The organism is uncultured Sphaerochaeta sp. (assembly GCF_963676625.2).
In the GTDB taxonomy this organism is placed as follows: domain Bacteria; phylum Spirochaetota; class Spirochaetia; order Sphaerochaetales; family Sphaerochaetaceae; genus Sphaerochaeta.
Window position 1 is genome coordinate 599,472 of record NZ_CAXXYB010000008.1, and the last position, 26,798, is coordinate 626,269.

A 26,798-nucleotide genomic window follows, 5' to 3' on the forward strand; every position below is an offset into this window, starting at 1 on the left:
CCAGATATAACCATTTGACTATTTTTCATAACCTGTTGTTTGTCTCTCTTCAAGGCTTGTCTCTTTTCCCTTGTTAGTTGGCTTTTCTTTGAAGTATTATATCTTATATGAAAACGATCAATGTCACAATTGATGGGGAAACCTTTGAGGTTCCCATCGGGACCACGGTTGAAGGGCTCTTGTGCAAGGCCAAACTCCTCGATGGGGATAAGGAATGTTCCTATTTCGACAACCCCTACATAGGATCTTTGGTCAACCATGAATTGCACTCCTGCTCAAAACCCTTGATGAGCGAATGCACCTTGGAGCCGGTGAAACTGTTTGGCGATATGGGCAAGAGGATGTATCGGCATACCCTTTGCTATTTGCTCTGCAGTGCCGTATCAATGCTCTATCCTGACAGGAAGCTGGTAATCGGACACTCCCTGGGCGATGGTTATTATTTTAGTTTCGATGATGAATACACCTTGGAATCAAGCGATATTGAAACGATAGCCAACACCATGCATAACCTGGTTTCCCAGAACCTACCCATTGAATTGGTTACCCTACCTTACAATGAGGCCCTATCCTATTTCAATGAAAGGCAATTCAAGCAGACAGAAGCCTTGTTATCAACCCGCAATGACCCGGTGATTGAACTCTACCGACTGCTTGGGTATCTGGATATCTCCTATGAACCCTTGCTGGGCAGAACAGGACTTTTGCAAGTCTGGGAACTCAGGCCCTATCAGGAAAAGGGCATGCTCTTGCGATATCCGCGATCCTATGACTTCCAGCAATTGGATACTTTCAAGGACAATCCTCTTTTGTTCTCGGTTTTCAAGGAGTACAAGGCTTGGGGAAACATCCTCGACATCCGGTCCTTGGGGCAACTCAATACGATGGGTAACCAAAATACCATTGGATCCTTTATCAGGCTGGCCGAGGCCTTGCAACAGAAAAAGATTGCGAACATCGCCGATCAGATAAACAACCGTGGAAATATAAAGTTTATTTTCATCGCCGGACCTTCGTCCTCCGGGAAAACTACATTTGCCCATAAACTCTGTACCCAGTTACAGGTCCTGGGAAAGAAAACCATCAAGATATCCCTCGACAATTATTATCTGGATACGGATCTTGTGCCCAAGGATGAAGAAGGCAAACCAGACCTCGAAGCCCTGGAAGCCATTGATGTAGTGCAATTCCAAAAAACCTTGAATGACCTGGGCTCGAGCAAGCCGGTTCATCTTCCCCTCTTTGATTTCAAGACGACAACTCGTGTCTATGAACCTGACGAGGCAATCATGGATAAACGGACGCTTCTGGTCATTGAAGGGATTCATGGAATGAATCCAAAGCTGATCAGCAACATCGACAAGGATATGGTATACAGGATATATATTTCTGCTTTGACCCAGCTGAATCTGGATGACCACAACAGGATAAGTACCACTGATAACCGATTGATCAGGCGTATAGTCAGGGACAACAGGACGAGGGGAACGAATGCAGAAGCAACCCTTTCCATGTGGCCGTCGGTGCAAAGGGGTGAGAACCGGAATATTTTCCCTTACCAGAATAATGCGGATATCATGATAAACTCAGCTCTCGATTATGAATTGGGCGTTTTGGCACCCTTTGCCCAACCTCTTTTGAAGATGGTCAAGCCTTCACAGGAAGCGACCTACGAAACAGCAAGAAGGCTTCTTCGATTCCTGGACAATGTAAATCCCATTGCAAGCACCCTGGTTCCCCAGGACTCCCTGCTCAGGGAATTTATCGGTGGTAGCGAATACAATGTCATTTGAAAGATGAAAAATTAGTCAAGATATAGTAAAGGCGGCAAAATTGCCGCCTTTTCGTCTATTTCAAGTATTGTAAATATGTTTGTACTCGTCAAACAAATCAGAAACCTTTGACTTGCACTTTCCGCATTGGGTCCCATAGTCCGTCAATCTTTGCAAATCTTCCAGAGTCTTGGCTTCCCCGCTCTTTACCAATTCCTCTATCCTGACATCAGTGACATTCATGCATTCACAAATTACCTTGGCAACATTCTTTTTGAAAGGATTATCCCTTCCCTGTTTTTCCAGATAATCATCAATGGCAGCCCGCAAGGCCTTATCCCCCAATACAGAACAATGGAATTTATGCTCAGGAAGTCCTCCAAGAGCTTCGGTGATCATATTGGGAGTCATATGGTAGGCTTCATCCAAAGTCATTCCAATTGCAATCTCGCTCATCATTGAAGTACTGGCAATCGCAGAGGCACAACCATAGGTCAACCAACGCAAATCAATGATAGTATCATCCTTTACCTTGATAGCCACTCTCATCTGGTCCCCACAAGCAAGGGAACCTACCTCACCGACGCCATCTGATTCGAAGTGTTCTTCTTCTTTCCAGGTATTCCTGGGATTCATGAAATGATCTTTCACTATAGGGGTATATACCCATTGACTCATAAAATTATTCATCTTGTAGATAACTCCCTTAATCTCTTGATAATCGGCGGCAATTTTTCCAATACATACCGGACATCATCTTCTGTATTGTAATGTCCGAAACTGAACCTGATCGAGCCATGGGCAAGTTCAATATCCAGTCCGGAAGCAAGCAATACATAGCTGGGTTCCAAAGAACCGCTGGCACATGCACTTCCTGTCGAGACTTCTATTCCATCCAGATCGAGATAGAGAAGAATGGATTCTCCCTCTGCACTCGGGAAAGAGACATCCAGGGTTCCTGGCAGACAATGTTCTGGGTTTCCGTTTATTACGACATTCGGAATCTTCTCAAGTATCCCGACTCGGAGCATCTCTCTCAGATGCCAAAGTTTTTCCCTCTCGTCTACAAGGTGTTTCTGCGCCAACTCAGCGGCTACACCAAGTCCCACGATGGAAGGAGTGTTATAGGTGCCTGCACGCTTCCCGCCTTCCTGATGACCACCATGAACAAACGCCTCGAAAGGAGACTTGTTCTTCACGACCAAGACACCAACTCCCTTGGGACCATAAAACTTATGCCCAGAAAGACTCATGTAATCAACATCCATATCCCTAAGGGAAACGGGAATTTTCCCGATGGCCTGCGTAGCGTCGGTGTGCATATAGGCACCGGCAGAATGGGCCAGGGCGGCTATTTCCTTGATCGGTTGGATCGTTCCTGTTTCATTGTTCCCGGTCATTACAGAAACCAGGGCAACGTCATCCCCTAAATAGGCTTCAAGTTTTTTTACATCGACCAAACCTGTGCTATCCACAGGCACTTCATCAATCAAATACCCTCGGGCCTTGAGAAATTTTACTGTCTCGATGATGGAAGGATGTTCTATGGTTGTCGTAACAATCCTATTTCTTTTGGCACCCAAGTCAATTTTATCCCTGAAAATATTAAAGACTGTATTATTTGATTCACTTGCCCCACTGGTAAATATAATTTCCTTGGGATCGCAATCGACAAGCGAAGCCACTTGGGACCGTGCCTGTTCTATCGCTGCTTCGGCATCACGGCCATAACCGTGCATGCTCGAAGCATTTCCAAACAATACCAAAGCATCACAGACTGCCTGTATGACTTCGTCCGCCATACGGGTCGTCGCATTATTATCCAGATATATCATCTGATTATCCATTATAGTATAACCTCATTGCAAAAATACTCATGCCTGACCCTAGGGTCAAGCAACCTACCTCTTATGTTACAAAGATATCGCAGAGCTCTTTGTCATTCTCATCAGGAGGGCAATTTTTGCTGTGAATAAGACGAAGCATCCTGTTAGGAGAAAATCTTATATGGTTCTCGGCTGCCCATTGCACATAGGAACAGCTCGAAGGAAGATAGGCAGAAAACATCGCACGAAGATAGTTTACTTTCTTGCAACGGGTACTTTGGGAAAATCTTTGGGCATATACCTTGCATTGTTTGGTCTCAGGATCAAAAAACTCGCACCAAGAATCTAGATCAATGACCAAGACATGCCCATAGACTGCTTTTTCATGACAACAGAGACCGCAACAAGAACATTTCTGCTCCCATGGGGTCTGGCAGGCTTTACACATGGGAAGATCCTATATCCATGGCATTCAGCTTAGCCTGTATTGCCTGGTTAAGGGGAGGAAGTACCGATAGCGCCGAAACACTGGCAAAGCCTTGGGTAATAGCCTGGAAATCCGTTCCTTCCGTCTCGCATTTCTGCACAGGAGAAATCCCCCCCTTCAGGGACAGGACAATGGAAGTCCCAAAACGAACATCCTTGGTATCGAATATCTTTTGGTCGATTTTTTCTTTTTGCTCCACGGCATCATGATAATCAAGATGGCTCATCCTGCTTGCCTTCCAATTTCCGTTCCAATTTGGGGGCACATTGATATTGATGATGGTATCAACGTTGCAAAGGGGGAAAAAAGCTGAAAGGTGGTCAACCAGGAACTGGGCAGTCTTTACAAAGGGGAAAATGCCCTCAGAATCCTTCATGCAACTGATGGCGATGGATTTCATGTCCATCAAGGCAGCTTCGCTTGCAGCGCCTACAGTGCCGGAATAGAGGATATCTGTGGAGATGTTGTAACCATGGTTTATGCCGCTGATCACAAGATCAGGAAGCCTCGGGAATAAATTTCCCTTGCGGGCATAGAGGATGCAGTCCGAAGGAGTTCCACTGCAATGAAAATGCATCGAAGAATATTCAGTGACAATAATTTCACCACGAAGCGTCATGGAATGGCTGCTTGCACTACGTTCATGGGAAGGGGCGCATACCCATATCTCATGACCTGCACGTTTCAAAACCGATTCAAGGACCGCAATTCCCTCGCTCTGATATCCATCGTCATTTGTCAGTAATATTGTCATGTATTGTCTGAGAACACAACCTTCGCACAACCGCCACTCTGGAAAATATACCATCGTGGATGGAAACCGAAAATATGCTCGTATTCCTCCAGACGGTTAATATAGCTTGGAAGTGACTGTTTGCTCAAGAGGACCATTACATTGCCACTGAACCCATTGCAGATCAATACCGAGCCCAAACAGCCTGAAGTTTCTGAGGCTCTCTTTGTCAACCAATCGACTTCAGGACAAGTAACCTCGAATAAGTCACGGAGCCCTGACTGCACCCTATTCATGGTTTTTCCGTAAAGAATCGCTTCTTTTTGGCTTAAGAGGGTTGCTGCGTCATTGGTCAAGCGTGACTCCATCAAGACATATTCACAAATATGACGGAAATCTTCATCCAAGGGGATGATCCTGGCCGATAATTCACTTTCCGGGAAATCCCGGATAAATCCACCTGGTTTGAATTCCTTGAGCTTTGAAAAAGCTATGTTCGTGGCTTTCCGCTTCAAATTGATTTCCTCACGCATTGCGTTCGGGGATATCTTGCTATCGACAATGAGGGCAATATACTCTTCATTCGTATCCGAAAAAGGAAAATCTATTTCCTGGAAGGTAACATGCTGCAGGTCAAAGAAAAGTACTTTGCCACGACTTCCGTTTATTATCGTCAGAAGATCACTGATTTTGCAGATCTCGTTGTTGAATACGGTATTTGCCTGATAGGCAATACGGATAATGGAAGGAATGCTTAATTTAAGATCCAAAAGGGTATCCAAGGCAAGGCAGACTCCCAAGGCAAGGGAAGTACTGATCATTTGGTTATCGCTTAGCAGAAGAGGGCCCTCTACGGTAACATTCAACCCAGAGAAAGAAACTCCTTCATTGGAAAGAATTGCAACCACGCCCTTGATGTAATTTCCCCAACGATCCTCTTTACGGAATTTGATATTCCCGAGGACAAAGCGTTTATGATCATTCAAGGTAGCATTGGAAAGCCGAACAAGTTGGTCATCCCTGAGTGATATGGCAACATATAGCAGAGACTCTCCAGTGCCCTCAAGGGCCCAGCCTTTGCACGCGTCTGCATAACACCCGAGCAAGGTGCAGGCACCGGGCACTTCAACTACTACCGATGGTGTTTCGCCGAACTCATTTTTATGCTGAATGATTACGTTATCCATGCCCCAACCTAGTTTTTATGCAGTAATTTTAGGATACTTACCGCCAGAATGCAACTAAAAACCACTAATTGTAGAAATCATCATCGTATGAACCTTCCACACATCTTTTCGCAACAACTATACATGCACCAATACAAGTGCACTATATAAGCAGAAAGCCACCATATCGGTGGCTTTCAGATTTCTGCAATGGATTATTTCTCCAGTCCGTATCTTCTCTTGAAGCGTTCAATACGTCCAGCGGTATCAACCATTTTCTGGGTACCGGTAAAAAACGGATGGCAAGCAGAACAAATTTCGACTTCAAGATTCTTTGATGTCGTCTTGGTCTTAATTACGTTGCCACAGGAGCAATGGATCTCAGCAAGCTCATAACGGGGATGAATTCCCTTTTTCATAATGATTCCCTCCAGGAATATGTATTTTCCGCTGATAATACAGCAGACAAGTTTCTTTTGCCGTCTCCGTACTAATAACCTGCAGAATTCGTAGGAATGCCTGTATTTATTGAACGCAAGAACGCCTCATTATCCTTTGTCTTCCTAATTTTGTCAATGAGGAAAGGAGTCATCTCCTGGTCGTCCATATCATTGACTGCATTCCTGCAAAGCCAAATCCTGGCGGCCTCATCGGCTGGCAACAAAAGGTCTTCCCGTCGGGTACCACTTTTCTTGATATTGATTGCGGGAAACTGACGCTTATCAGCCAGTCGTCTATCAAGAATAATCTCATTATTTCCGGTTCCCTTGAATTCCTCAAAGATAACCTCATCCATTCTAGATCCGGTTTCGATCAAACCTGTTGCAATAATAGTAAGACTTCCGCCAAATTCAATATTTCTTGCAGCTCCAAAAAATCTCTTGGGCTTATGCAAGGCGTTGGAGTCGACACCACCACTGAGTATCTTTCCGCTGGCAGGCACCGTTTGGTTATAGGCACGGGCAAGTCGGGTAATCGAATCAAGGAGAATTACTACATCTTTCTTGTGTTCGACCAATCGCTTGGCTTTCTCAATAACCATTTCCGCAACCTGGACATGTCGTGAAGCCTGTTCGTCAAAGGTGGAGGCAATGACCTCTCCCTTTACATGGCGACGCATATCCGTTACTTCCTCAGGGCGTTCATCTACCAATAGGACCATAAGAACCACATCAGGATAATTCGTGCTAATGGAATTTGCCATCTTTTGCATGAGGACAGTCTTACCGGTACGGGGAGGGGCAACGATCAAGGAACGTTGGCCCTTTCCAATCGGACAGAACATGTCGATGATTCTGGTAGACATGTCTTCGTCAGTTGTCTCCAACCGAAGTCTTTCATCCGGGAAAAGCGGGGTAAGGCTATCGAAGGGTGCCCTCATCTTGGCAACGATCGGGTCATCGTCATTTACCTTGAGAATTCTCAGGATGGCAAAAAAACGTTCGGTGTCACGGGGGGTTCTTACCTGGCCGTATACGACATCGCCAGTTTTCAGACTCAAGGATTTTACCTGCGCAGGAGAAACATAAATATCTTCCAAACCAGAGAGATAACTATTATTTGAAGAACGAAGGAAACCAAATCCATCAGGAAGGATTTCAAGAGTACCTACACCTACGATCACTCCACCCTTGGCACTATGGACTCTAAGTATCTCGGCAACGATCTCTTGCTTACGCAAATCCAGGATACCCTCTGCATTCATGCCTTTTTCAATGCCAACTTTCCGCAAGTCTTCAATACACATGGAAGCATAATCATTTACATTGAGAACAGGAGCCTCTGGATGTTCTTCAATATTCAAATCATTGAGGGATTCATCTTGTTGGTTTTGTCTCATTCCGCGATTTGGTTGATAGGCTTGGTTCTTCTGGAAATTTGCACGTGGATGCTGACGATTCTGTTGAGGTCGTCCAGTATTTCGGTTATTGCCATAGGTTGAATTATTCTTTCGATATTGATTTTGATTGCTTTGGGTACTGGGCTGACTACTTTGATTATTCAGGCTATTTGCATTATTTGCGCTATTGTTCTGGTTGTTGTTCTGATTATTGTTCTGGCTGTTATTTTGATTACTGTTTTGATTATTGTTCTGGGAATTTGAATTGTTCTGATTGCTTGCATTATTTGTGCTATTTGCATTACCAAAATTGTTTTGCATGGCAGAAAGGCTCTGATTGGAAAATTGTTGGGGTTCTCGTTCACGTTCTCTTTCGTTGGAAGTCTGCTGAGTCGAATTTTCAGGAACACTTTGCTTGGAACGAGAAGCAACACGTTTAGCCGAAGGAATCTCCGTCGTTGCAAAATCAAGTTGGGGTTGTTCTGTCATGGCAACTTCTCGCCCTTGCTTGGTTTCCTTTTTGGGGGGTGGAGCAACAGCTTTTCGAGGACGCCCCCTACGCTTCTTTTGCTCAAGATCTTGTGCAGCAGGGGCAAAAGGCTCCACTTTCTCTTCCTTAACCAGAGGTGTTTCAGAATTTTTGGCCATTACTTCACTCTTTTTTCGAGTTACGCGACGTATGGTTTTTTTTACTGTTTCCTGGACGGAAACTGCCTTTGCATCATTTTGATCATTCATTATTTCTTCAGAAGACATAGGATAAACTCCAGCGGAAAAGTCTGCTTGCATCAATACCCGACGACATTGCCGTGGTACAGTAGCATCACCTGTTCCTAATCATAAACATATTGTTAAGAATGCGCGGGAATATTAAATGAATATTCTGACAATGCAATTCCCGCTGTTTGTTAGTATCTTAAATATATTGCCACTTTCGCACAGTGTCAAGCAAGTCATCTCCCTTAGTATAGAGAGAGGCAAGAATAAAGGAAATAACTGTTGCCTTACGTCTTACCGATTCTCTTCCCCAAGAAGAAAGTTGCACTTTCACTGCCTGACTTTCCCTATTCTGTGAAGAAAACCCAAACCAAACGGTACCGATTGGGTTCGTCTCGGTTCCTCCTGACGGTCCGGCAATTCCGCTTATGGAAAAGGCAATATCACTTCCTGAAAGCAAACGCATTCCTTCCGCCATCTCGATTACGCATTCCCTGCTCACCGGTCCTACAGAATCGAGGGTTTCCTGCCTGACCTTTACAATAGCCTGTTTTGCTGCATTGGCATAGGTCACCGCCCCACCCCAGAACCAGGAGGAGCTACCACTTTCGTCTGTCAAGAGCTTGGCTGCATAGCCACCAGTGCAACTTTCTACACAACTTACAGAAAGCTGATTTTGTTTCAAGAGGTCAGTGAGAAGATCAACAGGCAAAACATCACCGGGAACAATCAAGGAGGGACCTACCAAGGCTTGGAGACGTTCGATCATCTGAACCCTGGCCTCATGGGTTGCCCCAACAAGGTACAAACTGATCTTCAAGTCCTGAAAACGGGTTCCCCATTGGATACCTTCCTGGGCTACAGTTTGACATAGCTCTTCAAGCTTTGCCTCTGCAATCATGAAAGTTGAGTATTCATCACGGGAGAAATCATCATGCCCACGCAATTCGGCAAGCCAAGGCAATATCTGATCGAAAAACATCGGGTCCATCTCCCGGGGAGGTCCAGGCATGGCAGCACAGGCTACCAAACGTTCCCCTACAGGGAAGAATCCCTTGAACCCAGGAGCAGTACCGTTTGGATTCGAAACAGGTTCAAATCCTTGGGGAATCATGGTTTGCTGTTCATTCGCGCCCCAGATTCGCTCGCCAATTCGTTTGTAAAGTGTTTCAAAACACTCTTGATTTCTCACCAAAGGCACTCCTGCAATGGAGGCCACGATACTTCGGGTCAAATCATCACTGGTAGGACCAAGTCCGCCGGTAAGCAATATGACATCACAAGTATCGATGCATTCGCGGATGACCAGATCAATCGTTCCATCGTCTGGAACAATTACCATACGGTCTATGCGATATCCCAATTGCGTCAATTGCGAGGCAATGACCTGGCAGTGCTTATCCGTAATGACCCCACGGGTCAATTCTGTCCCTATTACAAATACCGCAACACTTTTATAAAGCATGATCAGTCCTTTTTCTTTTTTCCAATAAAAGAGAATACCTTGTACAAGAGCCCTCCAAGAAGAAGGATCAAGGAGAGATAGACAGAAACATAGGCAAACCAATCATCATATTTCGTGTAGACCGTCATGCCTTGGGATTCCTGTGAATAAACAGGGACATCATAGATATGCCATCCTACTGTAAACGGTTCCATTGGATCGATGATCTTACCCTTGGGGTCGACCAGGCAAGTCATGCCGCTATTGGTTCCCCTTACGGTAGTCCTGCGGTTCTCGACAGACCGGAAGACAGCCATGGCTAGGTGTTGCATCTCTGCTGACTCGGCTTTTGACCAACCATCATTGGTCATGTTGAGAATAACATCGGCACCATTGCGTACGAATCTTGCATTCAAGGCACCAAAGACATCCTCAAAACAGATGGGCGTAGAGAACTTGACTCCTTGGTCGGTCGTAAAGACAACCGGGTCATGGCCAGTTTCCCACCAGTTGTAGTCATTTGCCAATAGAAGGTTATACAACCACGGCAATTCCTTCTTGTAAGGAAAATGTTCAGTAAAGGGCACTAGATGTTGTTTTCTATAGGTGTTCTTGATCTCACCGTTTTCAAAGAAAATGACTGTATTGTAATCCTTGCGATTCCACGTGCCATCAGTCAAGAGTGCCGGTTTGGAAGGATCATCAATAACCCCTTCAGGATTACCGGTGAGCAAGGGTATGGGAAGCGATTTCCCAAAATCGACAAATTCTTCGACCAAAGCGGAGGTTTTCGGATCAGAGGGATATTTCTCATGCCAGGAAACAGACGGAACGAAGGCGGTCTCCGACCAGATTATCATATCAGGTTTTTCTTGCAAGGCCTCCAAGCTCAATTTTCTCAAGGTATTGAAATTCTGCTTATAGGTAGTATAGCCACCCTTCCAGGTATCGGCACTATGCTGGACCGTCGCTACCCGCCAGGTTCGATCGGGCTTCTGATTGTTCCAGTAATGAATGCTGGCAAAACCAAAGATAAGGGAAGCAAGGACAAGGACTCCATAGACCAGGACATCTACCAAATGGGTTTTTATATAATCAGTGAAGGACGGAGCTCTCTTGTGATAATACGTACAAAGCCAGTTGCCGATAAAAGTCTGGGGGAGAATCATCAGGAAGGTAATGCCCCACACCCCGGTTATGGAAGCAATTTGTATCAGGGGAAGGTATTGATAAATGGCATATCCCAAAGTTCCATAAGGGTACCCGGCAAACCAAGATTGACTGATGTAGGTATATGCAACCCAAATTATTGACTGGGCAAGATATCCATACCGTTTGAACAGTTTGTCAGCGGCCTTCAGACAGAGAAAAGCTACCATCAATTCAAAGCCCTTGATAATCGGAGCTATCAAGATTGCCAACGGATGGAAGGCCTTGAGCCAATAATTGAAACATATATAGAACACGAAACCGAAAAGGAACCCATACAAGGGAGTTAATTTCCAGGTCGTATTCCTGATAATGGAGAAAATGGGAATCAAGGCAAAAAATGCAATGAAGCCCAATCCGTTCTTTGTGGCAAAACCGGGAAAAGCAAGCGAAAAGACAAAAGCGGTTACCACCAAAACAAGAACCTCAGAACATACTGTCCTGAGGCTCCGCTCTTTTTGCAATTCAATCAAGAGAATTTCTCCTAAACAACAAGAAATAATTATTCATTGACTGGTTTATTATCGCGTAAGTCCCAGACATAATCCTTGAGTTCCTTTCCTGGACGGAAAATAGCTACTCCATGGGTTTCAACTGCAACAATTGCCCCAGTCTTTGGATTTCTAGCTTTTTCACGTCCTTTACGAGTTCGTACTTCAAAAGTACCGAATCCACGCAACTCAATAACTTGGTCGTGCTTTAATCCTTCTTTGACTTCCTCAAAGAACTCATCAATAATCATATGGATATCGGACCTATTCAGCCCATGCTTTTCATGAAGACTTTCGATTATCGCTGCCTTCGTCAACTTAGGTTCTGCCATGGTTACTCCTTCAACTCATCTTTACAAAATACAAGTTAATGCCGGCAATACCATACCGGCAAATAATTCCCAGGAAACTTGATTACGCCTGAGCGGGGGTCTGGTCCTTGTTCAGCTTGTTAAACTGGGCATGAAGCCTAGCTTTCTTCCGGCTGGCAGTGTTGCTATGGATGATGCCCTTGCTTGCAGTGGAATCGAGCAACTTGAAGCTCAATGCCATTGCAGAAGTGGCAGCGTCCTTGTCACCGGCAACAATGGCAGCATCAAACTTTTTGATTGCAGTGCGCATAGTACTCTTTGCAGCACGGTTCCTCATTCTACGAACGCTATTTTGCCGCTCTCTTTTTTCAGCAGACTTATTAATCACGTAGCACCTCCAAACATATTACCTTGAATACGTATTTTCATTCTTGAATTATAATGTTGTCAGTCATAGCCGACGGTCTAACAAAATATCACAGACTCTAAAATCGGTCAATACAATGCTTTATATCAATTTGACAAAAATTCGCTTGCATACTCCTCCGTTATCTCCCACCTACTGTTTTCTTCATTGAAAAAAACAGCACTGCACGGGATGGAAAGCATCCTTCCCTCCGAGCCTAAAAGCGATAATTTTTTCGACAGAATATTTACTTCGGTTATCTTCATCATATCATAGCCAACTTTCAGTTTACTTCCTTCTGACGGATATTTCTGCTTTTCCTCTACATAAAAATCAAATTCATAGGAAAGACAGCAAAGCAATCGACCACAGGGGCCTGAAATCTTCATGGAATTAAGAGAAAGGTTCTGTTCCTTCGCCATTTTGATTGATACCGGGTTCAATTTATCAGTAACACTATGGCAACAATAATCCCTCCCACAAACAGCCAGCCCACCAAGAACTCGACTTTCATCGCGAACTCCTATCTGGCGAAGCTCAATCCTGATCCTGAAAACTGATACCAAATCCTTGACCAATTCCCTGAAATCGACCCTAACATCAGCAGTAAAGAAAAATATTATTTTTGCTTCCCCGAGCAAAAAATGGGAAGTTACAAGTTTCATGTCAAGTTTATGGAGTTTTATTTTTTCACGGCAAATTTTCATTGCCTCATTTTCCTTGGTGGCAAATTCCTGATACCGGCTCAAGTCAGAGGGAGTCGCCAATCTATCAATCCAGACGGTATCGCCTGAAAGCGCGACCATATCCGAAGGGGCATGGGCCGAACAACCCGGGCAGGAACTGCATTCATCTTCATCAGGATCTTCACTCCATTGGATTGTTGTATCCTGCTCCACAAGGACTACCTGGCCATTTTCATCCAAATCACCAGTTACCGAAACCTCCTCCTCAGCAACAGGGGAAGCACAGCAACCGCTCTGCAGGCATGCACCCTGACATTGATCATTCCCCTTCTCATAAGGTTTCCCGATCTTATCCGCATTCGCAACAACAACCCCAAGGTCCAAACCATATCTGGTAGGAGCTACCACAGAGGTCCCTGGATATAATACAGAATCCCAGGCACATATCGAAATTTCATTGGAGCTGGGGTTCTTGACCAAATATATATAGGCAAAAGCAGGCCTGTTTTGCACAGGTGCACTTTCTGATGCCCTTAAACGATCTTTTTTCATGCAAATCCTTTGCTCGCAAGGTCCGGGCAATTTTGTGTTGTGATTACGCTACCACGAGTAACCAAAATTGTCAAACCGTATTCAATAACATATAAGTATTTCTATCTGATTGAATTACGTTTGACGATTACAAAACCCCATGGTATATTTAGCTTTACAATCGCACATGTGGGAATCAACCTCAAGGAGCCAGTATGCAACTGTTTGATACGCACGCTCATCTCGGGTTGCTCCATAATGAAAAAATGGAACAACTGTTGGCTGTCCAACTTGCAAAACTCAAGTCGGTCAAACACATCGTCAGTATTTGTAACAGCCTTACTGATTTTGAAAAGACCTATGCCAATCTGGAAAGCGCCGCAGAAATATTCCATGCAGTGGGAGTATCTCCGACGGAAGTTGCCAATCCAGGCAGGAACTGGGAAGAAAAAGTCCTGGAATTTGCTTCTTTGCCCAGGGTTGTCGCAATAGGGGAGACAGGTCTCGATTACTTTCATATGTTTGGTGGAGATAAATCAATACAGATTGAACTGTTTCTACGACATCTGGATATTGCAAAACGCCTTGATCTACCGGTAATCATCCATAACAGGAATGCAGGTGAAGACTTGTTGAACATCCTGAAGGAAAAACTCCCCCCAAAGGGAGGCATTTTGCATTGCTTCGGGGAAGATTGGGAATTTGCAAAAAAGGCCTTGGATATGAACCTTATCTTTTCTTTTGCCGGCAATGTCACGTTCAAAAACAGCAGGTCAATCCAAGAGGTAGCCAGAAAATTACCTGCCGACAGATTGGTTATTGAAAGCGAAGCTCCCTTCATGACTCCCTACCCCTTCAAAGGAGAGAGAAACAAACTGGCCTATATCCTTGAGACGGCAAAAGCCTTGAGCGAAATCAGGGAAACCTACCTTGAAGAGCTCTGCGAAACCCTTTATGCTAACAGCCTGAGGGCATTTTCCCTTCCAAAGGATGTATGAACGAGAACTCTTTATATCACAACACAACAGTAGGCGACACAACCATCAAGGGAAATATTTTCCTTGCGCCCATGGCTGGTTTTACCGATGTCCCTTTTCGTTCCCTTTGTATCGACGAAGGGGCTGATCTGACTTTCACCGAGATGGTAAGTGCAGAAGGACTCTCTCGTGATGGGGAAAAAACCATGGACTTGATGAAGCGTGCGCAAAACGAGCAACACTATGCCATCCAGTTGTTCATGGGTTCCCCAGAGCCCCTCGAAAAGGCCTTGGAGCGTTTGCTTCCCTATAACCCGACCTTGATCGATATCAACTGTGGTTGTCCGGTACCCAAGGTAACCAAGACGGGAGCCGGTTCAAGCATCATGAGAAACCCCGAAATGATTACAAAAATGGTCAGACTCATTGTCGAGACCGTTTCCATACCGGTATCTGTAAAATTCAGGACTGGCTGGGACGCGGACAGTGAAAACTTTCTCGCCTTTGCACAGGCAGCCCTCGATGGAGGGGCTTCCCTATTGACCTTGCATGCAAGGACAAAAGCACAAGGTTATGCCCCTTTTGCACACTGGGAAAAACTCACGGAATTGAAGAATTACTGCGTTTCCCATGGATATCAGGTTCCAGTATTTGGCTCAGGAGATCTTTTTACCGCTTCCGATGCCAAGAAGATGCTTGAGCAAACGGGTATTGACGGAGTAATGTTCGCCAGGGGAGCAATTGGTAATCCATTTATTTTCGTCCAAACCAAAGAATTATTGGCAGGACAAGATTTGAAGCCTATTTCCCTCGAAAGGAAAAAGGCCATTATCCTCAAGCATCTTGACCTGATGATCATCCACTATGGAGAAAAAAGCGCTTGCATGCAGATGCGAAAACATGCTTGCTCCTACCTAAAGGGCCTTCCTGGCATTGGACCAATAAAACAAGCCTTCGTAAAGGCAACCTCAAAACAAGACTACTGCCAGGCACTTGAAATGCTTGGAGGTACTTGTTGACCTCTCAACAACTAAAATGGTATTTTTACCTATAGTAAAATTCACGCTAAGGAAATGCAATGAGAATACTAGTGTTGGGTTCAGGTGCCAAGGATCATGCCATTGCATGGTGGTTCTCTCAGAGCCGTTTGATAGATGGATTATTTGTTGCCCCTGGAAACGTAGGGACAGAATCAATCGCAACCAATCTGACAATCAATCCCTCATCTCCCGAACAAGTATACCAAGCCTGTTTGGAAAACACCATTGATTATGTCTTTATCGGAACGGAAGCTCCCTTGTTTACCGGGGTAATCGACTACCTGAATGAGCGGGGCATCGACACGTTCGGCGCTCCAAGCAGGGCCCTTAAGCTTGAGGGAGATCGAAACTTCTCCAGAACCTTTACCGATCGCCACAACATTCCGACTCCCAGCCACCATGTATTCGACAGCAAAGCGCCTCTTTCTGATTATTTGAAACGACATGTCGGTGAACGATTTGTTGTAAAAAGCAATACCATTGCTCCTAGCAGAATCATGCTTGATTCTTCCGACTATGACTCTCTCATGGCCTTTGCCGATTCGTTGCTTCCTACCGGTTCCTTGATGCTCGAAGAACATCTTGGAGGCCTTCCTGCAACATTGACCCTTCTCTTGGACAATAACGGATACTTGATGCTTCCTCCTTCGAGCGATTACATGAAAGCCGGCATCGGAGGACTTCCAACAGGAGGAATGGGTTCGATTTGCCCTGTCCCCTTGCAAGAAGACGTCCTGCATTCCATTATCGAGACTATCATCGAACCAACCTTGTATGGCCTGAAAGTAGAAAGAATGGCTTACAAGGGAGTATTGACCATCAGCATCATCATTACGAAGAAAGGCCCTATCCTGGTTGACTACCACGTGCGTTTCAATGACCCCGCTGCCCAGGCAATAGTCCCACTTATCCGAACAGATATCATGGACATCCTTGCGGCAATGAAGAACAATACGCTTTCCGAGATTACCTTGGAGGTATCGACAAAATCCTCCGTTGCCTTGGTAGTGGCCTCACAAGGCTATCCTGAGGAACCTTTGGTGGGCAAGGAACTCGAACCAATTCCTGCGGCCTTGATGCTCAATGCCTTCCAGGGACAACCCTTCTATTTCTTTGGGGGTGTAAACAACTTGAACGGGAAATTACTGACGACCGGAGGAAGATGTGTTACGGTAGTCGGAATCGGAAAAAATATCATGGATGCTAATAAAAACGCCTACTCGGGAGTAAAATTCATCTCCTTCCCTGGAAGTTGGTACCGACCTGATATCGGAAATAGTTTCTTTGAAAACTAAATATATTTCAAAATAAATGCTCACTTACGATATTTCATGTTGCATATAAGTGGACGGCTACCCTTTTGGGTGGCCGTTACTTATTGTAAACAACAATAAAAGAAATCTCAAAAAAATCCCTTTTGGAGGTAATACGAGGTTTTCAGTGGTGTATAAAAACCAGGAATGTATGATACTTGGAAAGAAAAAGAAAGGGAGAATAGCAGGATGCCCACCAATCATTTATATATCCTTTGGACAAATGACAATCTTATAACTGCAGAAAACATGGTCATGATGTACGCCATCAATGCAAAGAAACATGCCTGGTGGCAAGAAGTGACCGTGATTATCTGGGGTGCAACGGCAAAGCTCGTCGCCGAAAACAAGACCATCCAGGAATTGATAATCCAAGGCAAACAAGAAGGAGTGGTTTTCAGTGCCTGCAAAGCCTGTGCTGCGAACCTTGGAGTTACCGAAACACTCCTGGACTTGGGTATAGAAGTATTGTTCTGGGGTGAGCCACTGACAAAACTCCTCAAGAACGAGGAAAAACTTCTTACCATTTAAAACCAGGAGGAGGAGCGTTTCATGCATCAAGAAATAATGGCAATCGGTGGATATGGAGAGACTGACAAGGAAAATGTCTTCGTGTATCAAGCAGAAGACAAAGACTGCTGGAAGCTTCTGGACTCCATACAAGCAGGAAAAAACCCTTCCTACCTTTGTTTTGGAACCCAGGACATCCTGTATGTAGTCAATGAACGAAACCAACCGATGCATCAAACAAGCGGATTGGTGAAAACCTTCAGTCTGCCTAAACCAGGATTACCGATGCAAGAACTGGGAAGCATCTCTTCCTTCGGGGATGACCCTTGTTTCCTGACACTGGATCCCCAGAAAAAGTTTTTGCTTGCCACCAATTACTCAAGCGGAACGGTCGTAATCTATAGCCTGACAGAGTCAGGGATACCTGACAGGGTCGTGCAACTCTTGCAATTCTCTGGAAGTGGACCCCATCCGACCAGACAGCTGGTTTCCCATCCTCACAGCATTCTATTTGACAAGGAGGGGACCTCGCTCTATGTTGCTGATCTAGGAACAGACCAGTTGCATCATATTGCCTGGAATCCAGAGGAAATCCTGCCTTGCACCCCCATGGAAAACATTGCCATGCCTTCTGGTTCCGGTCCTCGTCTTATCAGGTTTTCCCCTGATGGGAAAAGCCTCTACGTGGTCAATGAACTGGCGAATACCGTATCTTTCCTTGAAAAAGAAAGCGAAGCTATCTCACATACTTTTTCAACCTTGGAAAATCCTGTTTCAGGTGCCACTGCCGCTCATATGGAACTTTACAAGGAAGCAATCATTGTTTCAAATAGAAAAGCCAACACACTCTGGGTACACACTTCAATTCAGGATACCTGGCATGCTTGCAGTGGTGACGGCCCCCGATTCTTTGCCCTCGAGAAAAACCGGTTGTTCCTTGCTTACCAAAATTCTGATTTGATCACAACCTGCAATCTGCAAGAAGATTTTTCCCTGTCAAAGGAAAAGGAACTGCTGAAAGTTCCCAAACCTACCTGCATTCAGTTTTCAAGCCATTGATAAAATTGACGGCTACCTCACTGAGATAGCCGTCAATTCATTCATCGATCATTGTCGTACAATCTAGAGGGAGACAGTCACTCCCATGCTACATTGAAGATCCTGGCGGAAATTATCAAAGGTCTTGGTTGCCTTGGTGTAATCAGATCTCACAATCCAATCAATCTGGGCATATACTTTCCCTGAAAGCCAGGATACCAAATCCTTAAGTTCCCGCTCCCCTGTCAAGGTTGCCGTATAGGTATGGTAAATAACATCACCGAGGAACAGTGTCGATCCATAATTTGCATAACCTCCGGTTGTACAGACAACAGTATACATATCGACTTCCCCATGCAAAAGGGCTGAAAGTGAAAACCCGATTTTACCCAGGGACGGCACCCTATAGGAATTCCCCCATTCAAAAACAAGGGTATCGCCACCATAAGGGAAACCTATATAATCAAATTTTTGAGTATACCAATGGGAATTTCCACTGGCTTCAAGCCCTGCATACCGTCTGCTCATCACGAAATCGATGCCATCTCTCCTATAAAGACAGGGAAGCGTCATGACTCCTTCAAGATATGTGGAATATATTCCTTTTCCTATAGTGGTTGCATATTCAATTCCGGCCAGAGCGCCCCAAGCCGTCGATTCTGAATCGTTCTCATTGGGAGCCACTGCCTGGTCCAGACAAAATTGACCATACACATTCAACCCGGGCATTGCGGTATAGCTTACCTCAAGATGGGCCAAGGCATTGAATTTACTTCGCTCATTGAGATTGTGGTATATGAAGGCAGGGTTAAGGAACCTGAAATCCAGAACCGTATCCTTGTACATGACATTTTCGCTCACGGCAATCGTGATTTTATGAAGTGGGCGGAACTCCAACCGATGGGACATCATCATACGAAAAAATTCATCATCGCTATAGGAAGTGTCAAAGAACATATCGACCGCTTCATATTTGAAATACTCGGAGACTACCGTGAAGCGGGCATATTCTTGGAAGTCGACATGGTTATCATAGACAAAATTCCCGATATGGGAATTCCCCCATTCGAGCTTGTCCCTGCCCATGGTAAAATTCCATTGACTCCCTCCAACTGAAATAATCGCCCGCTTGGGCCATTGGAAATCAAAATCCCGGCTGGGACCAATCAAATTATTTGAGAAGGCCTTGGTATATTGGGAAAGGATGGAATCACCGTCGACAATGGTAAGCGAAGTATCCTCGGTCAAGGCTCCGACCAGAGAATGTCCACTCTCGCCCAAGGTTGAGAGTTCATCATCATACCGGGCAATGCCGTATCCATATTGTAAATCACAATAAGTATAGAAAAAATCCGAAACTGCCATATCGAGACGAAGTTTGGCCAAGGGTTTCCTGTCTACGAATCCATATCCCCAGTCTTCATAGGAGGTAAAGCCATCGGAAACGTCGGTATTGGAATGTGCATAGAACTCCCCGGCAAGATCAAGATACACCCCACCGGAAAAACCATCACCAAAAGACCACCGCACAGGAGCCTCGAGGTTAGAAGCAATTTGGTCGTACAATTGTTTTGTAACACCAGAGAGTGGCTGTCGTGAGGCAATGGAGAGAATTGCCCGCGCCTCGTTCATGGACCAGGGCCTGGAATCAGAAGGAGTCCCAATACCCAGGACCAAGTACAAGTCATCCATATCTGCATAGACAGGTGAACCAAGGGGAATTATTTGTTGTTCCTGGACAGCTAGGATACCAACCAGAGGTAAAAGAATCAGCAAAACTACACACATTACTCGTTTCATGAAAAGCTCTCCTCAGGGAAATAGCGAAAAAGACAAAAAGCAGGGAATAAAAAAACCTGGTTCCAGAGCCTGAGGGCCAGGAAACCAGGTTCTTCTCATATCCTAGATATGATACGTCACACCCAAGGTCAGTTGTACATCCTGTACGGTTGTACCGGAGACATTGCCATAATTGCCGATATGGATATAATCCACTTGGCCAAAGGCCTTGAGCCAAGGAGTAAATTCATAGGAACCATTCACACCAATGACCAAGGTCTGGGAAACGCTATCACGGTCGGAGACGTCCCCTGCATAGTTACCGAGGCTGCTATCGGAAGAAGTCGGGGTAACGGCAATGGGAACCCCATCACCAACCCAATGCCAGATAGTAAACATATCGAATACGCCATGAAGCATGAAGAAGCCATTTGCCTCCACGTTCCATTTGCCATACTGCTTTACCCCACCATTGAGATTGAAGACAATGGCATCATTGCCATAGGCATAACCAAGGTACTGCGAATTATACCGAGTTCCGCTATGATTGGTAAATTCCCTGATAGCAACGACATAGTTCAAACCATAAGCATTGTCAGATGCTGAATCAGGATCAGTATCCGAAGAATACCGAAGATACAGATACGGATCCGTATAGGCAAATTCAAAAGATGCATGCCCCATGAGATTCCCTATCGGTTTAATTGCCTTCACCCCGGCAAGAAAACCATAGGCTGTAGGCAAACCAGAAACTGTGTCGCTTGCCACAGGTTCTCCTGGAAGTGCAAATTCATCCACGACCATTTGCCCATATACGTTGATACCCCTGAACGGGGTATAATCCAATTCCAACCCCAACAGGGAGTTTGCATTTTTCCTGATATAATAATCGTGGAAAATCATGACTGGATTAAGAATTCGAAGGTCCAAGAGATTTTCTTCGCTCTGATACATGATGCTTTCTGTCAGTACCAAGCCTACCTTGTTATTGAACATACGCCATTCAAGCCTATGGGCCATGAACATATAGAGTCCTTCAAGAAGATCATCCTGACCTGTCCCTAAAATCACACCATTGGTTGGAGAATCACTAATATACGAACTCGGATGAGGGAAGAACGAAGTTACGAACGTATACTTGTATTTTTCCCCGAAAGCAGTAAAACGGGCCATATTATGATATTTCAGGTTATCCCCCACAAAGAGATTCCCCGATTCTCCTGCACCCCAACTCAGGCGATCCCGGCCAAGCTGGAAGGTCCAGTAGTCGCCTCCCATGGCAATGAAGGCCCGGTAAGGCATATTGAAGTCAAGGTCTGTTAGCGTGGCAGGAGACATAAGTATCAAATTTGTACTGAAAGCTGTTGCTCCAAACCCATTCTCAAGGGTATAGGAATTGCCGACAGTGAACTCAGAATATCCATAAAAGTTATCGGAAGGCCAAGTTTCCAAACCTATGGAGAGCATTGGCTTCTGGCTGATATATCCACGGTTCCAATTTTCCCTTCCGGTAAAGTCGGTAGTATTCTGGTGAGTATAGGTTTCAAGATTTGCATCGAAATTCCAGGACAACCCCATTCCTTTTGTCTGCATCTTTGGCTGGATATCCAATTGCTTTTCAATATAAGCATAGGTATTTTTTGTAGCCCCCGAAAGCTTGCCAGTATCAATCTTTTCCAACATCAGCAACAATTCAGCTTCGCTGTAAGGGCCTGTCGTGGAGGGCAGGGACATTCCTTGATTCACATAGAGGGCAGAAATCGCTTCATACACATCGCTATCCAAACTGAATATCTTTTGTTTGTTTGTATAGGGAGAAGCTACCAAAAATGAACAGCTCACTACCAATAACAGGGTAACCACAAAACAACGCCTCAACTTCATACGAACCTCCGAATAAAACCAGTAGAAGACATATAAATTCACATTCTCTATACAAACATGAAATTTACATGAGTACTATATCATTTATTTTTTATTTCGATAGATATTCCCCCTATTTTCTTTTGAAAAAGCCAAGAAAAATACGCTATGGGGAAAGATTTTTCTTTTTTATTTCTTTCAGCCTATAGCGTATGGAGTAATTCACCTAGTTTCTTTTCATTTCTTTTTCCCTGATCGCAACACCTTATAGAGGAGCCAAAAGCGAAAGCTCATCAGGTACGACCACAGATTCCTCGGGAGTAGCGGCAACAGCCATTTTAGGAACTTCATAATGAGCAAGCCAAAGGCTCTGGTCCGACTCAGGGTTTGCCACAAGAGCAGGAATGGAGACCATGACCATATCTTCTCCGACAGGCACCTTGAACTTCCTTGTAAAGGAAATCTCATTCCAAGCGGAATCTGTATAACTTATCGTTATCGAATGTTTTTGATTGGTGGCAAGCACCTTGTCCCTGTCGCGGGCCGCAAGCTCAAGGACTTCCTGCCGGTCCACCTGAACCTCCACGATTGGCAGGGCCTTCAATTCCTGACCTTCCAGGGTAATCGTCTTGTTATCCAGCAATATGGTATGTTGTCTGCCGACAAAGTACATCAATATGCCAAACAAAAGGAGAACGGTCAAGGCTATGCCACGAACCAGAAAACGTTTATTAAATTGTATTTTCATCAGTTTTCCTCCTGGTCCGCAGCAAGTTGCTGTCCGGCAAAACCCAAATCACGTTTTTTGCGTACTTCATAGAGTACCAATGATACCGTGATGACACCGTACGATACAAAAACCCTGAAATACTCGCCAAGTTGGGCCTGTCCGATCAAGTTTTTTCCTGCCATCGGAGAAACAATGAACATCAGATGAAATAGGATTACACCAAGGAAAACATTTCGAATATTTGCTTTGCTTACAGAAGCCCCTCCGACCAAGAGGGCAGCAACACTGAACATACCAATCTGGGAATGGCTGTTATAGGTATTCAACGTACCAATATTCTGCAAATAGATAATCATTCCAAAACCTGCGAAAACAGTTGAGATGACAATCGAAACAATGCGGGTATGTTCAACCCTGATACCTGCGGCACGGGCAACTTCCATATCCTGTCCCACCGCTCTCATATCCTGGCCAAGCTTGGTTTTCTTGAACCAGAGAACAAAGAAACAGAGTGCAGTTATGACAACGATGGTTGCCAACGGAATAGGTATCCCAAATATCTTCACAGCTACCAAACCATCCAAGGATTTACGGATTCCTATCAAGTTTACTGTATTGCGAACACCATAGCCTCGGGGAAGGATCAAGGCAGCGGATCGTATGGGAATGACCTTTCCCATGCCATAAAGCACAACCAATTGGTAGATACCATTCATGAAAAATCCAATGATATAGCTGGTAACCATCTCACGGCCCTTTGCCATATTGAGAATCTTGCCACACCAGACTCCAAGCAATATGGAAATCGGGGTGGAAATTATCATTGCAAGAATCATTCCAGGAATGCCTACCACTCCCCAGTCACTGATAAAGATCAAACCGATCTGTCCGGCCATGGCGCCAAGGACCATTCCGAAATTCAAGCCCATGCCAGCCAATATAGGAATCAATAGACTGACAATCAAAAAAGAATTCCGGGCAATACGAACCACGATTTCACTTATCAAATAGTTTGCGGAATATCCGCTGAGTGGGATACCAAAGGCACAAATTACCAGAAACAGGATAGGTACTGTGTTATTTCCCAAGAATCGCACGACTTTTTGGGTATTGGTTCTTTGGAGTTTCATCGTGTTGCCTCCGTTTTTCTTGTCAAGGCGTATAGGATCATACCATTTGAGACGACAATCCTGATTACCTCCGACATATCGGTATGAATCATTGAGTTCATAACCGATGGCGTCATCGTAAGGATACCCTGAAATAAAAATGTTCCTACGATGACATTGGTAATGGAAGCTTTATTTACTGAAGCTCCTCCGATAAGAATTGCCGAAACGGCAGGCAAGGCCATATAGAAAGGTCCCATATAGAGCTGGATAAATCCAAAACTCTGTTGATAAACTAAAATTCCAATAGCCCCCAGCCAGGTAGACATTATGACGCTCAAGGACCTCACCTTATCCACATTGATTCCGCTTGCCCTGGCAAACACAGGATTTGACCCCACGGCTGTCATGGAAGTCCCTGTCTTGGTATGCAAGAAAGCCCACATCATGAAAGCAAGGATTGCAAAGAACAATAGCATTCCGGTGGGAATTGATAAGTGTTGGTTTACTTTGACAGAAAGAAAATCGTTGAGTACATGCAAATAGTAACCTTCAGTGGAAATCGTAGTACGCAAACCTGTACCGCTATAACCCCAGACCATCGTAGGATTACTGTAGGGAAGCAATAGCCACATGATGCACATAAAGGCAACCGAGGAAAAGCCAACATAGGTGGCAATCATCATTTCGCCACCTTTGACCCGATTGAGCAGTTTACCGTAGGCTCCTCCAAGAATGATTGCGAAAGGGGTGGCAAGAAGGATGGCCATGGCAAACGAAGCACTTCCCGTAAATCCCAATTGCATGGAAATCGTAGCACCCAAAAGCCCTGCGATAATTCCCAACGGAAGTCCAAAATTCAGGCCACAACCGCTATGGATCATGGGAACCATGGCCAATACCATAACAGCATTCATGCCAAATCGATTGAGAGTATCAGAAAGACTGGTACTTATCTTTACCCCGACAAAAGGGGCCAGGATAAAAAGCAACAACAGAAATAATCCAATGATAATTCGGGGCAACCCGAATGATTTTATTGCTGATTTCACCGAAGAAATTAGACCTTCTTTGCTCATACGACACCTCCATTGGCTTTTTCACTCTTCTGTCCAACCATCAGGAGGCCGAACTCGGCACTGTCTATCGTGGCAGGAAGTATTCCATTCACTTTTCCATCGGAGATGATGGCAATACGGTCACAGATAGTCCTCAATTCCTCCAATTCAGAAGAAATCATTACTATCGTGGTCCCTTGTTCCTCGTTGTATTTTCTCAGGGCTTGCAACACCAGGGATTTCGCACCGATGTCAATTCCCCTGGTCGGTTCGGAGACAAATAATAATTTGGGAGCAACTACGAAAGCCTTCGCAAGACAAATTTTCTGTTGATTCCCTCCGGAGAGTTCCTTTGCCTTTTGCTTCGTACCGGTACACTTGATCTCAAGTTGCTTCACATACTTCTCTGTCTCTTCCTGGATCATCTTTTGATCTCGCCATTTGATTATTCCCAGGTATTTTCGCAAGAATTTCTCCTGCACCTGCATGGCAGTAAAGGAAACATTCCATTCCAGGGATTCATCAAGTAGCAAACCCACCCCACGTCTATCCTCGCTCACGAAAGCCATTCCTGCATCCAGGAACCTGCGCGGATCGTTAAGGAGTATTTCCTTTCCCTCGAATTCAACGTGTCCTCCTGCGGGAAACAAGCCCATGGTTCCGTTTGGGATACCCAGTTTCCCTTGCCCTGCCATTCCTCCTATTCCAATTATTTCTCCCTTGAAGACATCAAGCGAAACATCCCTGACTACTTCTCCGGGCATATCGACCCAAAGATTCTTGATGGAAAGAATTGTTTCCTTGTCCTCATAGGAAAATTTTCGATGCTGGGCCAAGGAAGTATTGACTTCCCGTCCAACCATCCAACGGGCAATTTCGGAAATGGCAACACCCTTGGCAGGTCCGGTCTTGATGATCTTCCCATCCCGCATCACCATGATGGTATCGCAGACATCGATAATTTCCTGTAACCGATGCGTAATAAAAATAATGGCAATACCTGCTTCGGATAAGAGGCGCATCGCCTTCAATAAACTATCGGCCTCTTGCTCGGAAAGAACGGCTGTGGGTTCATCCAGGACAAGCAATTTGATACCTTCCGTCTCTCCCGAGGCTTCCTTGCTGAGTTCTCGGGCTATCTCAGTAAATTGCTTATGGCCTACAGGCATCTGGGAAACCAACATTTCAGAGTCGAGTGTTACGCCAAGCCGCTCAATTGCCTTTCGGGAAATAGTGTCCATTTTCTCTCGATCAAGCGTGTTCATCCTATCTCCGAACAACTCCGAGAAAATGTTATATTTCAGAGGTTCACGATTCAACAAGATATTCTCTGTCGCCGTAAAATCAGGCAACAGGGAAAATTCCTGATGAACCATCCCAATTCCCGCCGCCAAGGCATCGATAGGGGTCTGGAATACCACCTTCTCTCCCGAAAGCAGCACATCACCACCAAACCCACCTGTTTGATGGATTTCATCCATTCCAAAGAGAATTTTCATCAGCGTTGACTTTCCGGCACCATTTTCCCCGACCAGACCGAGGATTTCACCCTTCTTGAGTGTAAAATTGACATCACACAAGACTTGGTTTCCAAAAAAGTCCTTGCTTATATGCTTCATCTCTAGCAAGGGAGCTTCTGTTTCATTCATGTTACAATTCCTTTCGTTCCGGGCGAAGAAGCTTGCATTCTTTTCAGACAACCCTTCCAATTATGCAAAGCCTCTTAATCGCCACAAAGGGGGAGCGTACTACACTCCCCCGT

24 protein-coding genes are annotated in these 26,798 nt (G+C 45.0%); 6 read left to right on the plus strand and 18 right to left on the minus strand.

The genetic code is table 11. The features are described from left to right. Nucleotides 1–107 precede the first annotated feature (107 nt). The gene (locus ACHZBG_RS13435) at nucleotides 108–1,793 is read left to right on the plus strand and encodes a nucleoside kinase (protein WP_320129979.1); all 1,686 of its coding nucleotides are present in this window, start codon (nucleotides 108–110) and stop codon (nucleotides 1,791–1,793) included. Nucleotides 1,794–1,853: 60 nt separating this feature from the next. Here the strand turns inward: ACHZBG_RS13435 and ACHZBG_RS13440 are convergent, their stop codons facing one another. The 12 genes from ACHZBG_RS13440 to ACHZBG_RS13495 all read right to left on the minus strand — a co-directional run bounded on the left by ACHZBG_RS13440 (nucleotide 1,854) and on the right by ACHZBG_RS13495 (nucleotide 13,640). Continuing rightward, nucleotides 1,854–2,462 (minus strand): iron-sulfur cluster assembly scaffold protein, encoded by a 609-nt coding sequence (locus tag ACHZBG_RS13440; protein WP_320129980.1) that lies wholly within the window; start codon nucleotides 2,460–2,462, stop codon nucleotides 1,854–1,856. Then, nucleotides 2,459–3,619: a cysteine desulfurase family protein gene (locus ACHZBG_RS13445; RefSeq protein WP_320129981.1), complete on the minus strand. Its 1,161-nt coding sequence runs from the start codon at nucleotides 3,617–3,619 to the stop codon at nucleotides 2,459–2,461. Before ACHZBG_RS13445 ends, ACHZBG_RS13440 begins: the two co-directional genes overlap by 4 nt. 61 nt (nucleotides 3,620–3,680) lie before the next feature. Continuing rightward, nucleotides 3,681–4,046, minus strand: a complete 366-nt coding sequence (locus ACHZBG_RS13450; protein WP_320129982.1) for a hypothetical protein — start codon at nucleotides 4,044–4,046, stop codon at nucleotides 3,681–3,683. Further along, nucleotides 4,039–4,839 carry a 5'/3'-nucleotidase SurE gene (surE, locus tag ACHZBG_RS13455; RefSeq protein ID WP_320129983.1) on the minus strand — a complete coding sequence of 267 codons (801 nt, stop codon included), beginning with the start codon at nucleotides 4,837–4,839 and terminating at the stop codon, nucleotides 4,039–4,041. Before surE ends, ACHZBG_RS13450 begins: the two co-directional genes overlap by 8 nt. Continuing rightward, entirely contained in the window at nucleotides 4,836–6,005 is a 1,170-nt protein-coding gene (locus tag ACHZBG_RS13460; protein WP_320129984.1) for a galactokinase, read from the minus strand. The genes surE and ACHZBG_RS13460 overlap by 4 nt, the downstream gene beginning before the upstream one ends. A 194-nt stretch (nucleotides 6,006–6,199) precedes the next feature. After that, nucleotides 6,200–6,403, minus strand: a complete 204-nt coding sequence (rpmE, locus tag ACHZBG_RS13465) for a 50S ribosomal protein L31 (RefSeq protein WP_320129985.1) — start codon at nucleotides 6,401–6,403, stop codon at nucleotides 6,200–6,202. A 71-nt stretch (nucleotides 6,404–6,474) separates the two neighbouring features. Then, nucleotides 6,475–8,580, minus strand: a complete 2,106-nt coding sequence (gene rho, locus ACHZBG_RS13470) for a transcription termination factor Rho (protein WP_320129986.1) — start codon at nucleotides 8,578–8,580, stop codon at nucleotides 6,475–6,477. Nucleotides 8,581–8,740: 160 nt separating this feature from the next. Further along, a complete protein-coding gene (locus ACHZBG_RS13475; RefSeq protein WP_320129987.1) occupies nucleotides 8,741–10,006 on the minus strand; it encodes a nicotinamide-nucleotide amidohydrolase family protein in 1,266 nt (421 codons plus the stop codon). A 2-nt stretch (nucleotides 10,007–10,008) separates the two neighbouring features. Continuing rightward, complete coding sequence (gene lnt, locus ACHZBG_RS13480) at nucleotides 10,009–11,667, minus strand: apolipoprotein N-acyltransferase (protein WP_320129988.1); 1,659 nt, start codon at nucleotides 11,665–11,667, stop codon at nucleotides 10,009–10,011. A 29-nt stretch (nucleotides 11,668–11,696) separates the two neighbouring features. Continuing rightward, nucleotides 11,697–12,017, minus strand: coding sequence for an HU family DNA-binding protein (locus ACHZBG_RS13485; protein WP_320129989.1), 321 nt, complete (start codon nucleotides 12,015–12,017; stop codon nucleotides 11,697–11,699). An 82-nt stretch (nucleotides 12,018–12,099) separates the two neighbouring features. Then, a complete protein-coding gene (gene rpsT, locus ACHZBG_RS13490) occupies nucleotides 12,100–12,384 on the minus strand; it encodes a 30S ribosomal protein S20 (protein WP_320129990.1) in 285 nt (94 codons plus the stop codon). A gap of 125 nt (nucleotides 12,385–12,509) precedes the next feature. Continuing rightward, entirely contained in the window at nucleotides 12,510–13,640 is a 1,131-nt protein-coding gene (locus ACHZBG_RS13495; protein ID WP_320129991.1) for a regulatory iron-sulfur-containing complex subunit RicT, read from the minus strand. 194 nt (nucleotides 13,641–13,834) lie between these two features. On the opposite strand from ACHZBG_RS13495, the gene ACHZBG_RS13500 reads away from it, so the two are divergent. From ACHZBG_RS13500 to ACHZBG_RS13520, 5 genes are all read left to right on the plus strand, one after another. Then, nucleotides 13,835–14,617 carry a TatD family hydrolase gene (locus ACHZBG_RS13500; protein ID WP_320129992.1) on the plus strand — a complete coding sequence of 261 codons (783 nt, stop codon included), beginning with the start codon at nucleotides 13,835–13,837 and terminating at the stop codon, nucleotides 14,615–14,617. Further along, complete coding sequence (dusB, locus tag ACHZBG_RS13505; protein WP_320129993.1) at nucleotides 14,614–15,615, plus strand: tRNA dihydrouridine synthase DusB; 1,002 nt, start codon at nucleotides 14,614–14,616, stop codon at nucleotides 15,613–15,615. The genes ACHZBG_RS13500 and dusB overlap by 4 nt, the downstream gene beginning before the upstream one ends. Before the next feature lie 59 nt (nucleotides 15,616–15,674). After that, a complete protein-coding gene (gene purD / locus ACHZBG_RS13510; RefSeq protein WP_320129994.1) occupies nucleotides 15,675–16,931 on the plus strand; it encodes a phosphoribosylamine--glycine ligase in 1,257 nt (418 codons plus the stop codon). 207 nt (nucleotides 16,932–17,138) lie between these two features. Further along, on the plus strand, nucleotides 17,139–17,480 hold the full coding sequence (locus ACHZBG_RS13515; RefSeq protein ID WP_320129995.1) for a DsrE family protein: 342 nt from the start codon (nucleotides 17,139–17,141) through the stop codon (nucleotides 17,478–17,480). Nucleotides 17,481–17,501: 21 nt separating this feature from the next. Next, entirely contained in the window at nucleotides 17,502–18,518 is a 1,017-nt protein-coding gene (locus ACHZBG_RS13520) for a beta-propeller fold lactonase family protein (RefSeq protein WP_320129996.1), read from the plus strand. Between the two features lie 63 nt (nucleotides 18,519–18,581). Here ACHZBG_RS13520 and ACHZBG_RS13525 read toward each other — a convergent pair whose 3' ends face one another. The 6 genes from ACHZBG_RS13525 to ACHZBG_RS13550 form a co-directional block, all read right to left on the minus strand. Continuing rightward, nucleotides 18,582–20,297: a hypothetical protein gene (locus ACHZBG_RS13525; RefSeq protein ID WP_320129997.1), complete on the minus strand. Its 1,716-nt coding sequence runs from the start codon at nucleotides 20,295–20,297 to the stop codon at nucleotides 18,582–18,584. A 102-nt stretch (nucleotides 20,298–20,399) separates the two neighbouring features. Then, nucleotides 20,400–22,160: a hypothetical protein gene (locus tag ACHZBG_RS13530; RefSeq protein ID WP_320129998.1), complete on the minus strand. Its 1,761-nt coding sequence runs from the start codon at nucleotides 22,158–22,160 to the stop codon at nucleotides 20,400–20,402. Between the two features lie 244 nt (nucleotides 22,161–22,404). After that, nucleotides 22,405–22,887: a DUF6672 family protein gene (locus ACHZBG_RS13535; RefSeq protein WP_320129999.1), complete on the minus strand. Its 483-nt coding sequence runs from the start codon at nucleotides 22,885–22,887 to the stop codon at nucleotides 22,405–22,407. Then, nucleotides 22,887–23,999: an ABC transporter permease gene (locus tag ACHZBG_RS13540; RefSeq protein WP_320130000.1), complete on the minus strand. Its 1,113-nt coding sequence runs from the start codon at nucleotides 23,997–23,999 to the stop codon at nucleotides 22,887–22,889. Before ACHZBG_RS13540 ends, ACHZBG_RS13535 begins: the two co-directional genes overlap by 1 nt. Next, on the minus strand, nucleotides 23,996–25,057 hold the full coding sequence (locus ACHZBG_RS13545; RefSeq protein ID WP_320130001.1) for an ABC transporter permease: 1,062 nt from the start codon (nucleotides 25,055–25,057) through the stop codon (nucleotides 23,996–23,998). Before ACHZBG_RS13545 ends, ACHZBG_RS13540 begins: the two co-directional genes overlap by 4 nt. After that, nucleotides 25,054–26,685, minus strand: a complete 1,632-nt coding sequence (locus ACHZBG_RS13550) for a sugar ABC transporter ATP-binding protein (protein ID WP_320130002.1) — start codon at nucleotides 26,683–26,685, stop codon at nucleotides 25,054–25,056. The genes ACHZBG_RS13545 and ACHZBG_RS13550 overlap by 4 nt, the downstream gene beginning before the upstream one ends. Nucleotides 26,686–26,798 lie beyond the last annotated feature (113 nt).

Coding starts and splice junctions, on each gene's coding strand:
- ACHZBG_RS13435 (WP_320129979.1), top strand. CDS start 108: ATGAAAACGATCAATGTCACAATTGATGGGGAAACCTTTGAGGTTCCC.
- ACHZBG_RS13440 (WP_320129980.1), bottom strand. CDS start 2,462: ATGAATAATTTTATGAGTCAATGGGTATATACCCCTATAGTGAAAGAT.
- ACHZBG_RS13445 (WP_320129981.1), bottom strand. CDS start 3,619: ATGGATAATCAGATGATATATCTGGATAATAATGCGACGACCCGTATG.
- ACHZBG_RS13450 (WP_320129982.1), bottom strand. CDS start 4,046: ATGTGTAAAGCCTGCCAGACCCCATGGGAGCAGAAATGTTCTTGTTGC.
- surE (WP_320129983.1), bottom strand. CDS start 4,839: ATGACAATATTACTGACAAATGACGATGGATATCAGAGCGAGGGAATT.
- ACHZBG_RS13460 (WP_320129984.1), bottom strand. CDS start 6,005: ATGGATAACGTAATCATTCAGCATAAAAATGAGTTCGGCGAAACACCA.
- rpmE (WP_320129985.1), bottom strand. CDS start 6,403: ATGAAAAAGGGAATTCATCCCCGTTATGAGCTTGCTGAGATCCATTGC.
- rho (WP_320129986.1), bottom strand. CDS start 8,580: ATGTCTTCTGAAGAAATAATGAATGATCAAAATGATGCAAAGGCAGTT.
- ACHZBG_RS13475 (WP_320129987.1), bottom strand. CDS start 10,006: ATGCTTTATAAAAGTGTTGCGGTATTTGTAATAGGGACAGAATTGACC.
- ACHZBG_RS13485 (WP_320129989.1), bottom strand. CDS start 12,017: ATGGCAGAACCTAAGTTGACGAAGGCAGCGATAATCGAAAGTCTTCAT.
- ACHZBG_RS13495 (WP_320129991.1), bottom strand. CDS start 13,640: ATGAAAAAAGATCGTTTAAGGGCATCAGAAAGTGCACCTGTGCAAAAC.
- ACHZBG_RS13500 (WP_320129992.1), top strand. CDS start 13,835: ATGCAACTGTTTGATACGCACGCTCATCTCGGGTTGCTCCATAATGAA.
- dusB (WP_320129993.1), top strand. CDS start 14,614: ATGAACGAGAACTCTTTATATCACAACACAACAGTAGGCGACACAACC.
- purD (WP_320129994.1), top strand. CDS start 15,675: ATGAGAATACTAGTGTTGGGTTCAGGTGCCAAGGATCATGCCATTGCA.
- ACHZBG_RS13515 (WP_320129995.1), top strand. CDS start 17,139: ATGCCCACCAATCATTTATATATCCTTTGGACAAATGACAATCTTATA.
- ACHZBG_RS13520 (WP_320129996.1), top strand. CDS start 17,502: ATGCATCAAGAAATAATGGCAATCGGTGGATATGGAGAGACTGACAAG.
- ACHZBG_RS13525 (WP_320129997.1), bottom strand. CDS start 20,297: ATGAAACGAGTAATGTGTGTAGTTTTGCTGATTCTTTTACCTCTGGTT.
- ACHZBG_RS13530 (WP_320129998.1), bottom strand. CDS start 22,160: ATGAAGTTGAGGCGTTGTTTTGTGGTTACCCTGTTATTGGTAGTGAGC.
- ACHZBG_RS13535 (WP_320129999.1), bottom strand. CDS start 22,887: ATGAAAATACAATTTAATAAACGTTTTCTGGTTCGTGGCATAGCCTTG.
- ACHZBG_RS13540 (WP_320130000.1), bottom strand. CDS start 23,999: ATGAAACTCCAAAGAACCAATACCCAAAAAGTCGTGCGATTCTTGGGA.
- ACHZBG_RS13545 (WP_320130001.1), bottom strand. CDS start 25,057: ATGAGCAAAGAAGGTCTAATTTCTTCGGTGAAATCAGCAATAAAATCA.
- ACHZBG_RS13550 (WP_320130002.1), bottom strand. CDS start 26,685: ATGAATGAAACAGAAGCTCCCTTGCTAGAGATGAAGCATATAAGCAAG.